At 63.4% G+C, this 13,705-nt stretch carries 11 protein-coding genes; 2 read left to right on the top strand and 9 right to left on the bottom strand.

The genetic code is table 11. The features are described 5' to 3' along the window. Positions 1–36 precede the first annotated feature (36 nt). Together ACOZKU_RS20185 and pepN are read right to left on the bottom strand one after the other, a co-directional pair. The gene (locus ACOZKU_RS20185) at positions 37–2,391 is read right to left on the bottom strand and encodes a PAS domain-containing sensor histidine kinase (protein ID WP_421580366.1); all 2,355 of its coding nucleotides are present in this window, start codon (positions 2,389–2,391) and stop codon (positions 37–39) included. Between the two features lie 183 nt (positions 2,392–2,574). Then, positions 2,575–5,223, bottom strand: a complete 2,649-nt coding sequence (pepN, locus tag ACOZKU_RS20180; protein ID WP_421580365.1) for an aminopeptidase N — start codon at positions 5,221–5,223, stop codon at positions 2,575–2,577. A gap of 298 nt (positions 5,224–5,521) precedes the next feature. Here pepN and ACOZKU_RS20175 point away from each other — a divergent pair, with 298 nt between their 5' ends. After that, complete coding sequence (locus ACOZKU_RS20175) at positions 5,522–6,460, top strand: DMT family transporter (protein WP_421580364.1); 939 nt, start codon at positions 5,522–5,524, stop codon at positions 6,458–6,460. Here the strand turns inward: ACOZKU_RS20175 and ACOZKU_RS20170 are convergent. The 7 genes from ACOZKU_RS20170 to ACOZKU_RS20140 all read right to left on the bottom strand — a co-directional run bounded on the left by ACOZKU_RS20170 (position 6,451) and on the right by ACOZKU_RS20140 (position 13,283). Then, positions 6,451–7,737 (bottom strand): MFS transporter, encoded by a 1,287-nt coding sequence (locus tag ACOZKU_RS20170; RefSeq protein WP_421580363.1) that lies wholly within the window; start codon positions 7,735–7,737, stop codon positions 6,451–6,453. The two genes, ACOZKU_RS20175 and ACOZKU_RS20170, sit on opposite strands and share 10 nt — an antisense overlap. Before the next feature lie 351 nt (positions 7,738–8,088). Beyond that, complete coding sequence (locus tag ACOZKU_RS20165) at positions 8,089–8,232, bottom strand: hypothetical protein (protein WP_158565446.1); 144 nt, start codon at positions 8,230–8,232, stop codon at positions 8,089–8,091. A gap of 53 nt (positions 8,233–8,285) precedes the next feature. Beyond that, positions 8,286–8,459, bottom strand: a complete 174-nt coding sequence (locus tag ACOZKU_RS20160) for a hypothetical protein (RefSeq protein WP_314087621.1) — start codon at positions 8,457–8,459, stop codon at positions 8,286–8,288. A 211-nt stretch (positions 8,460–8,670) separates the two neighbouring features. After that, the gene (locus ACOZKU_RS20155; protein ID WP_421580362.1) at positions 8,671–9,546 is read right to left on the bottom strand and encodes a uracil-DNA glycosylase; all 876 of its coding nucleotides are present in this window, start codon (positions 9,544–9,546) and stop codon (positions 8,671–8,673) included. 44 nt (positions 9,547–9,590) lie between these two features. Next, a complete protein-coding gene (locus tag ACOZKU_RS20150) occupies positions 9,591–10,883 on the bottom strand; it encodes an Hsp70 family protein (RefSeq protein WP_421580361.1) in 1,293 nt (430 codons plus the stop codon). A 188-nt stretch (positions 10,884–11,071) separates the two neighbouring features. Further along, complete coding sequence (locus ACOZKU_RS20145; RefSeq protein ID WP_421580360.1) at positions 11,072–11,860, bottom strand: SDR family oxidoreductase; 789 nt, start codon at positions 11,858–11,860, stop codon at positions 11,072–11,074. A gap of 10 nt (positions 11,861–11,870) precedes the next feature. Continuing rightward, the gene (locus tag ACOZKU_RS20140; protein WP_421580359.1) at positions 11,871–13,283 is read right to left on the bottom strand and encodes an FAD-binding oxidoreductase; all 1,413 of its coding nucleotides are present in this window, start codon (positions 13,281–13,283) and stop codon (positions 11,871–11,873) included. Positions 13,284–13,544: 261 nt separating this feature from the next. On the opposite strand from ACOZKU_RS20140, the gene ACOZKU_RS20135 reads away from it, so the two are divergent. Next, positions 13,545–13,705, top strand: a 161-nt coding sequence (locus ACOZKU_RS20135; protein WP_421580367.1) for an FAD-dependent oxidoreductase, incomplete at its 3' end; no start/stop codon positions are given.

Raw genomic sequence — 13,705 nt, 5'->3', positions numbered from 1 at the left:
GTGGGTGGGTGGGGTAGGCGTGGTCTTCCCGCTCCCTCAGGCCGCCAGATGCAGCGCCGCCAGCCGTTCCCGGTCGGGGATGCGCACGGAGATGATCGTGCCCTTGCCCTCTATGGAGTGGATGCGCATCGCGCCGCCGTGCAGATGCGCCAGCGAGCGGGAGATGGCGAGGCCGAGGCCGGAGCCGCCCTTGCTCTTGGCGTATTGGCTCTGCACCTGCTCGAAGGGCTGGCCGATCTTCTGGAGGGCGGATTTCGGGATGCCGATGCCGCTGTCGGCGATGGTGAGCGTCACAGCACCGTCCACCCTGCGTGCCCGCACCATGACCTTGCCGCCCTCGTTGGTAAACTTCATGGCATTGGACAGAAGGTTCAGCAGGATCTGCTTCATCGCGCGGCGGTCCGCCACGGTCAGGAGATGCGCCGGGCAGGTTTCCTGAACCTCGATATGCTTCTTCTCGGCCTGCAGCATGGTCAGGCGCATGGTCTCCTCGATCAGCGGCGCGAGATCGATCGTCTCACAGCTGATGCGCATATGACCGGCCTCGATCTTCGACATGTCGAGAATATCGCTGATGACATTGAGCAGGTGCTTGCCACTCTCGTGGATGTCGCGTGAATATTCGCGATACTTGTCCGAGCCTATCGGGCCGAACATCTGGTTCTGCAAGATTTCGGAGAAGCCGAGGATGGCGTTGAGCGGCGTGCGCAGCTCATGCGACATGTTGGCGAGGAATTCCGACTTGGCGCGGTTGGCGGCCTCGGCGCGTTCCTTCTCCGCCTGGTAGTTGGCGATGGCGACCGACAGTTCCGACTTCTGCCGCTCCAGCTTGGCGCGGGAGGCCGAGAGGTCGCCAATGGTCGCCATCAGGCGGCGCTCGGATTCGCGCAGGCGCACCTGATGACGTTTCATCATGGTGATGTCGGTGCCGACGGAGACGAGGCCGCCGTCGCGGGTGCGCCGCTCGTTGATCTGCAGCCAGCGCTCGTCGGCAAGCTGCACTTCGCTGGTCTGCGAGGCGCCAGTGCCGTCGGCATCCGCGATGCGCCGCTCGATGACCGGACGCGCCGCCGCGGCATAGACCGCTGCACGCTCGGTGCCGGGCACCAGCACGTCGTCCGGCAGCCCATAGGCCTGCTGATAGTGCGCGTTGCACATGACGAGCCGGTCGCTTTTATCCCAGAGCACGAAGGCTTCCGACGTGCATTCGATGGCGTCGGCCAGGCGCTGGTCGGCTTCCTGGTAGCGCTGGGCGAGCCGGTGCTGCTCGGTCACGTCCATGGCGATGCCGATCATGTGCATGCGGCCGGAGGACATGCGGATCAGCTGGGCGCGGGCGCGCAGCCAAACGTAATGTCCTTCCGCGTGACGCATGCGAAAAACCTGGTCGACCTGCTTGGCCTGACCGCGGGCGACCGCGCGGGCCACCTGGTAGATGCCGTCGTCGTCGGGATGCATCAGGCGTGCGGCGTCCCCGAAGGAAAGCACGCTGTCACGCGGCGGCATGCCGAGCATTTCATACATCGAGCGCGACCAGAACAGCCGCCGGCTCGAGAGGTCGAAATCCCAGAGCCCCGAGCGGCCGCGGGCAAGCGCCGTTTCCACGCGCAGATTGGATTCCGCGAAGATCGCGTCGGCGTCACGCGCCCGTTTCGCCTGGATGTAATAGGCGTAGAGAATGACGAGCAGGATCGCCGAGATGCCGGCGAAGAGCGTGACGTTCAACGCCACCTCGTCGCGCCAGAACAGCGCGACCTGGCTCAGCGGATTGGCGACGATGATGAAGCCGCCCTTGCGCGGCATCTGCACCAGCGCGGCGTAGTAATCCTGTTCGCCGATCCGGGTGCGGAAGACGCCGTCCGGATCGCCGAAATACTGATTGGCTGCAAGCTCGGGCGAGAAGCGCGCGAGCGACTGGCCGACATAACGCGCGCCCGCAAGCGAAGCGCCGAAAATCTGCCCCTTCTCAGCCACGAAGAGCACGAGCCCGCCGGGCTGCATGCGGTCCTGCGGGAGGTTGAGCGAGAGCGCGGCCTCGGCTGCCATCCGGTCGGACTCCGCAAGGCTTTCGGCCAGGGGACCGGAGAACACCGCGCCGACGGCGAGCGCCGTCAGCGAAGTCGCGTCCTTGACGCTCGCGTCCATCCGGTCGTGTTCGACCGTGATGCCGACCATGCGCGAAATGGCCACCACGAACAGAAAAGCGATGATCAGGATCGGTATCGACCGTTTCAGCACGGGCTCGGCCCGTGTCAAATGCCGTCCGGCAGGTCCGGCGAAAATCTTCGCCTGTCCCGTCAGCTCATTTTCCCAGGCCGCAAATCCCGGGAATCTGAGACGAGTCCACCCGCCGGATGCGCGTCCTCGTTGCGCGTCCGCCATAGTCTTCAAACCTTGTAACCCTCTCGTGATTCGGCGCGCCGCTCGCCCGAATCTGCCCTAATGAATCAATTGTGATTCGGCTTGTCCAGAGCAAAAGGTAAAAGTTCGTTAACCATATTTTGCTGATGGAAACTTGTATGCGGAAACGAAAACGGGCGCCGAAGCGCCCGAAAACGTTCAGTTTTCGGCATCTCAACCCTTGAGCATGCGCTCGACGATGTCCGAAACGTCCGAGGAGAGTTTTTCGCCGGCGGCAATCGCACGCAGCGCATTGCGCGCGTGATCCGAGCGGCCTTCCTCCAGTGCACGCCACGAGCGCATGGAGGTGAGGATGCGGGCGGCAAGCTGCGGGTTCTTCGGATCGATCTCGAGGATCTGATCTCCGAGGAACCGGTAGCCTGCGCCGTCCGCCCGGTTGAAGCCGGTCGGGTTGGAGAAAGCAAAGGTGCCGACGAGCGCGCGCACGCGGTTCGGATTCGCCTTGTTGAAATGCGGGCTCGTCATCAGCGCCTTGACGCGCTCCAGCGCACCGTCGCCCGGAATGGTCGACTGGATGGAGAACCACTTGTCGATGACGAGCGCGTTGTCTGCAAAGCGGGCGCGGAAGGCTTCCAGCGCCTCGGCGGTTTCCGGTGTATCCGGGAAGCGGTGCGCCAGCACGGTGAGCGCGGCGCTCAGATCCGTCATGTTGTCCGCTGCCTTGAAGGCGGCTGCCGCGCGGGCAGGCCCGCCATCGGACACGGCGAGGTAGGCAAGGGCCGCATTGCGCAGCGCACGCTTTCCGGCGCTCGCCGCGTCCGGCGTGAAGGCGCCCTTGGTGCCGTGGCTTTCGAAGAGCGCAGCGAAGACGGCGGGATTGCGGTTGGCGATGAAGGCCAGCACGGCCTCACGGCCGGCCCGAATGGCATCCGGATCGTTGTTGCTGCCGAGCTCGCGGGCAATATCGGATTCGGAGGGCAGGGCGAGCGCCTGTGCGCGGAAGGCCGGCTCGAGTGCTTCATCGCCGGCAATGGTGATCAGCGTGTCGGCAAGCACCGCGTTGGTTTCGACCGGCTCGCCGGTGCGCGCCTTGCGGGCGGCGTCCACGAGGTTCGGCAGAGCAAGGTCGTTCAGCGCCTGCCAGCGGGAGAACAGATCGCTGTCATTGCTAGCGATCTGGGCGAGATCGCCGGGTGCCTGCTCGAAATGCAGGTTGATCGGCGCGGAGAAGCTGCGGTTCAGCGAAACGACAGGGCGCGAAGGAATACCCGAGAAGGTCACCGTCTGGCGCCGCTCCTTCAGGTGCAGCACGTCACCGGTGATGTCAGCGCCGCTGACCGAGGTGGGTTTCGCTTCCGAGCCGTCGGCAAGGATCAGGCCGAAACGCAGCGGAATGTGCATCGGCTCCTTGGTACCCTGGCCGGGCGTCGGCGGTATCATCTGTTCGAGCGACAGCGTGAATTCACCCTTGGCCTGTTCATAGCTGGAGGAGACGCTGACGAGCGGCGTGCCGGCCTGATGATACCAGAGCGAGAACTGGCCGAGATCGACGCCGTTTGCCTCCTCGAAGCACTTCACGAAATCCTCGATCGTCGCGGCGTCGCCGTCATGACGTTCGAAGTAGAGATCCATGCCCTTCTTGAAACCGTCCTTGCCGACGATGGTCGCGATCATGCGCGTCACCTCGGAGCCTTTTTCATAGACGGTCGTCGTATAGAAGTTGTTGATTTCGCGGTATTTCGTCGGGCGCACCGGATGGGCGAGCGGGCCGGCATCCTCCGGGAACTGCTCGGACTTCAGGTGGCGCACCTCGGCAATGCGCTTGACCGAGCGCGAACGCTGATCGGCGGAGAATTCGTGGTCGCGGTAGACCGTCAGGCCTTCTTTCAGGCACAGCTGGAACCAGTCGCGGCAGGTGACGCGATTGCCGGTCCAGTTGTGGAAATATTCGTGGGCGATGATCGCCTCGATATTGGCATAGTCCTGGTCCGTCGCGGTTTCCGGGTCGGCCAGCACGTATTTGTCGTTGAAGACGTTGAGCCCCTTGTTCTCCATGGCGCCCATGTTGAAATCGGAGACGGCGACGATCATGAAGATGTCGAGATCGTATTCGCGGCCGAACACCTCCTCGTCCCACTTCATCGAGCGCTTCAGCGCATCCATCGCGTAAGCCGCGCGCGCCTCCTTGCCATGCTCGACATAGATCTTCAGCGTCACTTCGCGCTCCGACATCGTCGTGAACGTGTCTTCGACGACGCCGAGATCGCCGGCAACCAGCGCGAAGAGATAGGACGGCTTCGGATGCGGGTCGAACCAGGCGGCGAAGTGCTTGCCTTCGGTATAGCCGGCGCCGCCGAGGAAATTGCCGTTGGAGAGGAGAAGTGGGCAGCTCGCCTTGTCGGCGATGATGTTGACCGTATAGACGGCCAGCACGTCCGGCCGGTCGGGGAAATAGGTGATGCGGCGGAAGCCCTCGGCCTCGCACTGCGTGCAGTAGATGCCGTTCGAACGATAGAGGCCCATCAGTTGTGTATTGGCCTCGGGATTGATCATCGTGGTGATCGTGATCTCGAAGGGTTCGGTCGCCGGAAGGTCGCGGATGGTCAGGCTGTCAGGAGTCGCGTCGTAGCGCGCCGCGTCCATTTCGATCTGGTCGAAGAGCAGGCCGGTCATGACGAGCTCGTCGCCGTCCAGTACCAGCGGGGCATTGACGTCGACGCCCTCGCGGCGATGGAAGATCAGGCGAGCCTCGACTTTGGTTTCCGTGGGGTCCAGTTCGAAGGTCAGGTCGACACGCTCGAGAACGAAGTCAGTCTGGCGATAGTCCGCCAGGTGGATGATCTGGCCGTTCTCTGTCCGCATGGATATGTCCTGCTCTATGCCGCCGCCGACTGTCCCGTTTCCGTACACGTGACACCCGTAAAAGGCGGTCTGCCCCCAAATTCCGCGAAAAGATATGCGTATTCGCTTAACATCTCATTGCCATGGAAGTCCCATTCACAATTTTGTGCCGGGCATTGGCCGATCAAAAGAATGTTCGTCGCATCACGAGAATTGATCCCATCCGCCGGGCAATCCCGCTAGACTTGCATGGTCTCAATCGGTTCTCCGATTTCTTCAACGCCTTATGCCACGACCTTCCGGTCGTGACGAGTTCCCCATGGATACGCAGTCTTCCGATCCCATGAAGGGGATTTTCCTGAAAGTCGCCTCGGTGGTGGTCTTTCTGTGTATGTCGACGCTCATCAAGGCGGCCGGCAAGGATCTACCGGCGGGGCAGATCACCTTCCTCCGCTCCGCCTTCGCCATCGTGCCGATCCTGGCTTTTCTTGCCGCCCATGGCCAGTTGCGGGATGCCTTTCGTACCGATGATATCTTCGGTCACTTCAAGCGCGGCTTTGTCGGCATCCTTTCGATGGGCTTCGGCTTCTACGGCCTCATCCACCTGCCGCTCCCGGAATCGATCGCGCTCGGCTATGCCCTGCCGCTCGTCACCGTCGTCATCGCCGCCATCTTCCTCAAGGAGCGGGTCGGCATCTATCGCTGGACGGCGGTGCTGATCGGGCTTGCGGGTGTGGGCATCATCAGCTGGCCGCGACTGACGCTGTTTCGCGAGGGCGGGTTCGGCTCCTCCGAAGCCATGGGGGCGCTGGCCATGCTGGCCTTCGCCGTGCTCGGCTCCTGCGCCATGGTGCTGGTGCGCAAGCTGGTGCAGACGGAGCGCACGCCTACCATCGTGCTCTATTTCTCGCTCTTCGCTTCGATCTTTTCGCTCGCGACGCTGCCCTTCGGCTGGATCGCGCTCAGCTGGCCGTCGCTCGGCCTGATGGCGCTTGCCGGTTTTTGCGGCGGCATCGCGCAGTTGCTGCTCACCTCGAGCTATCGCTACGCCGACGTTTCCACCATCGCACCCTTCGAATATACCTCGATCGTGCTCGGCCTCGTCATCGGCTATGTCCTGTTCGGCGACGTCCCGACCGGGCCCATGCTCCTCGGCACCGCTATCGTCGTCAGCGCCGGCATTTTCGTGATTTTTCGCGAGCATCGCCTGGATTTGAAGCGGCGCGCCGAACTGCGCCACAGGCTGCCTCAGGGCTGACGCCATTCTGGTGTCGTGGTGTCTTCGAGACGCTCTTCCGCCACCGCATCGGGCTGCAACGCCGCGGCCGCTGCGTCTGCGCCAAGCGGCTGGGCGGCCATCGCCTGAAAATCCGTCTTGCTGACCAGTCCGTCATTGGCCTCGCGCCGGCTGATGCGCCAGGCGGCATAGGCTCCGTAGAGCGCGAAATAGACGGCGAGCACCACGAAAAGCGAACCTGGGCCGAAACGGTCCATGATCGGGCCGACGACGATCGGGCCGGAAATGGTGCCGACGCCGTAGACGATCATCATGCCGGAGGAGACCTCGACATATTCGTCCGGCTGCGCGCGGTCGTTGGCATGGGCGACATTCAATGCATAGATCGGAAAGATCACCGAACCGACGAAGGCGGCGGCGACGTAGAGCACGACCGGCGGGCCGCCGGCGACGAGGGCCATGGCAAGGCACGAGATCGTGCCGACGATGCCGCAGGCGACCATGACGAGGCGCCGGTCCATGCGGTCGGAGGCGCGGCCGATCGGGATTTGCGAGATGGCGCTGCCGATGAGCACCGAGGCGAGCAATGTCGCTCCCTCGGCGGTGGAAAGCCCGGTGCGTTGGGTGAAGACGCCGCCGAGATTGAGCCATGCCCCGGACAGTGCCCCGGCCAGGAACGCGCCGACCACCGCCACCGGCGAGCGCCGGTAGAGGGCGGGCACGTTGAAGCGTGCCTGCGTCGGCGGCGCGGGCAGCGGCGAGGAGGTCAGCGCCGTCGGCATGAGCGCGATCGAGAAGATGATGCCGCAGACGATGAAGAGCGAGGTGTTGGAGGGATCGCCGAGCGGCACCAGATATTGTCCGCCGATCGTGCCGACCATCGTCGTGATGAGATAGATGGAGAAGACCGAGCCGCGGTTCTCGTTGGTCACGCGCTCGTTCAGCCAGCTTTCGATGATGAGGTAGCTGCCGGAAATGGCAAAGCCCGAGATTGCCCGGAACAGCATCCAGGCCCGCCAGTCGACGACGACGGCGCAGAGCAGGATGCCGACGGACAGCAGCGTGATCAGCGCCACGAAGACGCGCACATGGCCGACGAGCAGCACGAATTTCGGCGTCACGATGCAGGAGAGCGTAAAGCCGATCGTATAACCCGTCGCGATCATCGAGATCGTCTGCGTCGACCAGCCCTCGGCGACGGCGCGCACCGGCACGACGTAGCTCTGCAGCCCGAAGGCCACCATCATCAGCAGCGTGGACAGCATGAGGCTGAAAATGGAGACGAGGGTCGCCAGCATGGGAGCTCCGGGAGAGGGCATTCGGTTATCGAATGTCGCTCTATTGCGGGAACCGTGCGCTGTCCACAGCGACAGAGGCTGGCGTAATCCAAGAAGAATTTTGGAAGGTCCGCAATTCGCGGAAGGGTTGTGTTATGAAGGCGTGTCGGGTGCATGCCCGGCACAAAGAAAGGAGCTGAGGCGTTTGAAAATCCGGCTTACGCTGACGATCAGGTTCAGGACTTGGCGGTTCACCCTGACGATCAGCTGAAACGGAGATCGGCCTTCGGCCCGGTCCCCACCAGAGGAAAGGCGTCTCACCTCCTGACGATGACGATCATACCACGGCGCGCACCGTGGTCAAAGCCAGCTTCAGTTGGGCAGGAAGGCCTTGAGCGGGTCGCGGCGCTGGGCGGCATCGCGCGGCAGCGAGGCCAGCACGGAATATTCCCGGGCGGCGTTCACGGCGGCGCGGATGTCGGCAATGTCCGAGATCAGCTTGCGAAAGGCGGCCATGGTCTGCTCCTGTGGTTTCTGTGCGCACGGGTATGTCTGCCCGTGGGAACGGCTCAACGCTGGATGAAGTCGCTGTAGAGCTGGACGGGGCGGATAATGCGGGCGAAGCCGGTCGCCGTGAGCTGCTCATTGGCCGGAGCAGCGACGCCGAAGCCGTGGCCGACGCGTCGGCCAGTATGGCGGAGCGTCTCGAAGCTCGAATGAATGGGCCGAAAGCGGGCGGTCATGGTTCGTTTCCTTAAATCCTGTCCTCCCGTGTCGATATATTGCGCCGCAGCATGGTTTTTGCAATGCGACATTCTGCCCGGCAGATATGTGCAATGCGCATGGCTGTTGAAACATTTTGTTCATGCTGAAGGCAGATTTGCGGCGAATCTGCGCGCCACTTTGCGGCTCGATTGCGCAAGTTGTTGAAATTGTTGCGCGCGCTTTCGTGCTTTAGCCACGAAGCCCTGCACGAAAAGCGAGCAGGTCCTGCCAGGCGAGCCGCTTGCTGATCGGCGCCGTTGCCAAATCCTGTGGGTGCAATGTCGCAAAAGCAGGCACTTTGCGGCCGGAAATCTCGATTTCCCGCCAATCGCCGCGCAATTGATGGATCGTATCGTTGGAGCGGAAGAGGAATCGCGCGGCGAAATTGCCGAGAACGAGCAGCTGATTCGGCTCGGCCAGCGCGATCTGGCGTTCGATGAAGGGCCGGCAGATATCGGCTTCCCGCTGCGACGGTGGACGATTGCCCGGCGGCCGCCAGGGCACGATATTGGTGATGAGCAGATCGTCACGCGCAAGGCCGATGCCGGTGAGCATCCGGTCGAGCATGGCGCCCTGCCGGCCGGAAAACGGCTGGCCGTCGCGGTCGTCGTCGGCATTCGGCATAGCGCCGATCACCATGACGGACGGTTTGGCATTGCCTTCCGCGAAGACGAGGCAGCGGGCGCTGGTCTTCAGGTTGCAGCCGTTGAACGTTTCCATCGCCGTACGCAGTTCGTCCAACGAACGGGCGCTGCTTGCCGCAAACTCCGCTTCGGCAATCGCCTGGCTATCCGGGATCGCGACATTCGGCATGGAGGCGGGCGGCATGGGGGCGGGGGCTGCGGCCCGCGGCTGCTCCTGCCGAACGGGCGCCTGCCGCGCAGCCTGCTGAACGGGTGCTGCCTCTCGTTGTGCCGATGCGCCACGCGCCGCCCGCATTGCCTCGAACTCGGCGATGCGGTCAACCGCCTCTTCTTCTAGCAACCATTCCACGCCGGCATCCGCATAGAAGTGCAGGAGCGAACGTAGCTGCTCGGGATGAAGGTCGTTGGCGGCGGTGGTCATGGTGCCACCTTAGCGAAGCCGGCGGCCTGAGGAAAGCGCCGCCGTCACGCCGCCCATTGCGCCACGTCGTCGCTTTCGCCGATCAGCGCCAGACCATGGGCGATGGAGAGCAGCTCGCCGCCGGTCTCGATCTTGCCGGCATCGAAGCGGTTGGTGAAAATGCGGCGCACGGCCGGCACGAAGGAGGTGCCGCCGGTGAGGAACACCTTGTCGATGCCGTCGGGCGCCGTGTTCGTCTTCTCCAGAACTTCGTCCAGCGCGCCCTCGATGCGGGCAAGGTCCGACGCGATCCACGTTTCGAAATCGGAGCGCTTCACCATCTTGCGCCCGGCGGCGCCGAGAGGCTTGAAATCGAACTCGGCTTCTTCCGCGCCCGACAAAGCCATCTTGGTGGCCGAGATCGACTGATAGAGCGGGTAACCCTCATCATGCTCGACCAGGTCGATGAACAGTTCCAGCTTTTCCGGCTCCAGTGCGGAGCGCACGAGCGACTTGAGATCGCTGAATTCGCGCGTCGTCTTGAAGATCGACAGCTGGTTCCAGCGCGCGAAATTGGCGTAGTAGCCGGAGGGCACCTCAAGCACCTTGTCGAAGCTCTTGAAATGCGAGCCCTTGCCGATCTCCGGCGCCACGAGATGTTCGATCATGCGGGAATCGAAATGGTCGCCAGCAATGCCGACGCCGGAATGGCCGATCGGCGTCGCCGTCAGCCGGCCGGCCTGCCGCTCGAAACGGATCAGCGAATAGTCGGTCGTGCCGCCGCCGAAATCGGCGACGAGAACGGTGGCGTCGCTCTTCAGCGTCTGCGCGAAATAATAGGCGGCCGCCACGGGCTCATAGACATAGTGGATTTCCGGAAAGCCAAGCCGGGTCAGCGCCTCGTTGTAGCGCTCGAGCGCGAGATTGGGATCCGGGCTTGCGCCGGCGAACTGCACCGGCCGGCCGGCGACGAGGCGCGAGACCTCGCCCGGCCAATCCGTACCGGCATAGGCCTTCAGCCGCCGCAGGAACACTTCCATCAGGTCGTCGAAGGTATGCCTGCGGGCGAAGACCAGCGTGCCCTGGAAGAGGGCGCTTGCCGCAAAGGTTTTGATTGACTGGAGAAAACGACAATCGCCGGGATTGTCGATGAACTGGCGGATCGCCGCCTGTCCTGCTTCCACCTTCAAGGCCTGGGCGCCGAGCACCGGATCCTTCATGAAGGAGAGCGCGGTGCGCATCGTATCGGTCTCGCCGACACTGCTGGTAAAATGCATGGATTGCGTTTCGCCGCCGCCGGAAGCGAGCGCGAGAACCGTGTTCGTCGTGCCGAAATCAAGCCCGAGTGCCCGTGCCATCGCCGTGCCCCTCTCATCTGTCGAAATGTGTTGAAGCGGCGCAATTGGCGCCGCGCGAAAGGGCGCATCAGATGCGCTCTGGAATGAAGAGGGCGCGAGATGCCACAGGCGAGGGGGAATGGCAAGGGCGGAGGCCTGTCCGCCCTTGCAAAAGCGGCGGACCAAGGGATGGCCCGCCGAATGGAGGCTCAGACCGAATGCGCCGCGCCGCCGTCACAGCGCACCAGGCTGCCGGTGACATAGCTCGCTGGGTTGCTGCACAGGAAGGCGGCGGTGGCGGCAAATTCCTCGACCGTGCCGTAGCGGCGGGCCGGGATCGCCTTTTCGGAAGCAGCCTTTACCTCGTCCACGCTCTTGCCGCTGCGCTCGGCGGCGGCGGCATCGAGGCTCTTCAGCCGATCGGTGAAGATGCTGCCGGGCAAAAGCATGTTGCTGGTGATGCCGTATTGCGCGACTTCCGTCGAAAGCGTCTTCGACCATCCAGCCAGTGCCGGGCGCAGCGTGTTGGAAAGCGCGAGACCCGAGATCGGCTCGATCACGCCGGAGGAGGCGACCGTGAGGATGCGGCCCCAGCGCTGTTCCTTCATGCCGGGCAGGAGCCGGTTGGTGAGCGCGATGAGGCGCAGCACCATGGCGTTGAAATAGGTCAGAAGCTTCTCTTCGCTCATGTCCTCGGTGGAGCCGGGCGTCGGCCCGCCGGAATTGTTGACGAGGATGTCGATGCCGCCAAGCTTTTCACCGACGGCCGAAACGACTGTCTCGACGAAGCTCTCGTCGCTCAGATCGGCCTGAACCCAGTCGGCGCGACCAAGGCCTTCGGCGTTGATCGCCGCGCAATTGGCGGCGAGCGTCTCGGCGCTGCGGCCGCAGAGCAGCACATGCGCGCCCTCGCGGGCGAGTGCCACGGCAATGCCCTTGCCGAGGCCGCGGGAGGAGGCGAGAACGAGGGCGCGCTTGCCGGCGATGCCGAGATCCATGACGATATCCTTAAGTATTGGGATCGGCGCTGTATGGCACCTTGCCCGGATTGAAGAGGTTTTTCGGGTCGAGCGCCGCCTTGATCGCCTGCGCGACCGCACGGCGGGCCGGATTGCCGAAGGTGAGATAGGCACGGCGCTTCTCCATTCCCACCCCATGCTCGGCGGAAAAGCTGCCGCCGGCCTCCGTGACGCCGGTATAGACGGCATCCTCGATCGGCGCCTTGAGTGACGCCGCAGCTATGCCGGGTCCCGCGACGCAGATATGCAGGTTGCCGTCCGAAACATGGCCGTAGACATAGGCATAAAAATCCGCATGGATCGCCTTCAAGCGGTCGGTCAGTTCTGCGACGTAGCGATCGAGCGCATCCGGCGGCAAAGACACATCGAAAGACGGGGCTGACGGAAACATCCGGTACATGAAACTATCGTCCTCGCGTAGCGACCAGAATCGTCGCGCCTGATCGAGTGAACCGGCGACGATGCCGCCCGTCAGCGTCTGTTCCTCCCAAAGGGCGGCAAGGCCCTCCTCGAGTGCGCTGCGGGCATTTGCTTCATTCGCCGCGGATACTTCCATCAGCAGGATGGCTTGTGTTTCACCGTCCAGCCAGTCTGTATCGACACTACGTTCTCGCGCGCTGTCGCTGAAAAATTTTCGCCACATGAGTTCGGTACCCTCCAGCTGCACCGCCGGCTGCCGCCGGAAATGGCCGACAAGGGCGAGCGCGGATGTGGCGTCCCGAACGCCGACAAGGGCTGTGGCGCGCTGCGGATTGAAGCTTTCGAGCTTCACGACGGCGCGGGTGACGAGGCCATAGGCGCCCTCCGAGCCGATCAGCAATTGCTTGATATCAGGCCCGGCACTCACCTTCAGCACACGCGTCAGGTCGCTGACGAGGCTGCCATCCGGCATCACGGCCTCGATGCCGAGCACCTGATGGCGCATCACGCCGTTGCGGAAGGCGAGGATGCCGCCGGCATTGGTGGCGATCATGCCGCCGATCGTGGCGGTGCCGCGTGCGGCAAGGTCGATGCCGGGTGTCAGTCCGAACTCCGCCGCCGCCTCCTGCAAGGCCTGCAAGGTCACGCCGGCCCCGACGGTCGCGGTGCGGGCCAGCGGATCGATCGCCTCGATTCGGTTGAGCTTGGCGGTCGAGACGATCAGGTCGCCCGGCCGGCTGACGCCGCCGCCGACGAGCCCGGTGCGCCCGCCCTGCGGCACGATGGGCACGTTGTTTTCCGCGCACCAGCGCACGATGGCCGCTGCCGCCTCCGGCGTTGCCGGCTGCGCCATGGCGCCGGCGCCAAAATTGTCGGGATGCTCGCCGGGATGCCGCCCTTGAAGCGTCTCACTTCCGATAAGGTGAAGATCCGCGCCGAATTCGTTCAAATCGTCCTGGAGCGATCGGATAATCTTGGACATGGGGGGCGATCCTCTCCCGATTCTGATGTCGAATGCCTAGCCGCGCGCGACATCGGAATCAAGCGAGCGTGCGGCGCGCATCCGACAATCGATTGACGTTTACGTATAAGTCAATAAACTTTCGGCGCTGTCATGAGGTCATGCGCAAAAGCCGGAAACTCTGTCGCAGAACGGCTCGACAAGATTTCCGGTATTTGTCATGACAGGATCGACCTTGAGGGATTTTCCGCGGCTTTTGAGGGGTTGCGGCTGGAGAGAACAATGAGCGAAGAAATGGAACTCCCCGAACGCGAGTCGATGGAATTCGACGTTGTGATCGTCGGTGCCGGTCCGGCCGGCCTGTCGGCTGCGATCCGGTTGAAGCAGGTCAATCCGGATCTGACGGTCGTCGTGCTCGAAAAGGGTTCGGAAGTCGGCGCCCA

It is taken from the genome of Shinella sp. M31 (assembly GCF_049199205.1).
Classification (GTDB): Bacteria; Pseudomonadota; Alphaproteobacteria; order Rhizobiales; family Rhizobiaceae; genus Shinella.
Note: the sequence above shows the minus strand (reverse complement) of the source record. Positions and strands in the feature narration are given on the sequence as shown.